We start from the raw sequence: 911 nt of genomic DNA, 5'->3' as shown, positions 1-911 counted from the left end.
AAACGGCTTCATTCGCCGTCAGCCCGGCGTTCCCCGAAGCATCGAGATTCTCCTGCCACCCGAAAACTTGCCGATCCTCGAATGGCTCGGTATCAAAACGTCAAAATCACTGTGATGAACCACTAGGAGGCGTCGAATGGGACGTCAAGGTCGGCCGTTTAACCGGAAGGCTAAGCCTCTCACCATTGTGGGATCACTCGGTTGGTCGGAAGGGCTGCTCCGTTTGACACACCCAGCGCATGATGACGACGAAGACGAGAAGCAACATCAACGCGGCCCTGAAAACAACGATCCTCGCTGCAAGCGCGGAGACTCTCCACCGGTGGATCTCTGGGCAGCGAGCGACAGATCCGGCGCGAACTCCCCAACGGGCACCGAGCACGGCCAATCCGATGGGGCACGGCTTCTCCTAAGGTAGTCGGATCACAGGGGGGATTGGTCGCTCCCGGCGAATGGGCAGGGTTCCAGAAGGCTACACCAAATTGCAACGCGTTGGCGCAACGGATTGCAATCTGTTGATCAACGCGTTGCAAATCGTTGAGTCGCGTGTGGAGGGGCAACAGAGGATTACGGGGTACGGCCGAACGACCAGGGCATGAGTTCGCCGATCAGCGCCTGTGGGTGCGGACGCTTCTCCTCCCGGTTCTCGACCTGCCGCGACAATTGCGACAAGGCGATGATCGGCACGTTGAGTTCCTTGGCGAGGGCCTTCAGGACAGTCGTAATCTCGGTCACCTCCCGCATGCGGCTCGGCGCGGCCCGATAGGCTGTGCCTTGCATGAGCGGGAGCTATGCGGAATTTTGGGTGATGAGGTGATCAGGCGGCGTGGTTTGCCGGCATTTGGATGACCTCGATGCCGTCGTTGAATCTGACACCTGCGATGACCTTCGGCAACTGATTTGTGCCTTTG

The 911-nt window shown here is 59.1% G+C and carries 1 pseudogene; it reads right to left on the bottom strand.

The features are described from left to right. Window positions 1-624: 624 nt before the first annotated feature. Window positions 625-783, bottom strand: a pseudogene (locus ACZYOF_RS43970) (DnaB-like helicase C-terminal domain-containing protein); the annotation flags it as partial. Window positions 784-911 lie beyond the last annotated feature (128 nt).

This window comes from Bradyrhizobium sp. LeoA1Lang, assembly GCF_055413685.1.
The sequence above is the reverse complement of the archived record's forward strand: the minus strand, read 5'-3'. Positions and strand labels throughout refer to the sequence as shown.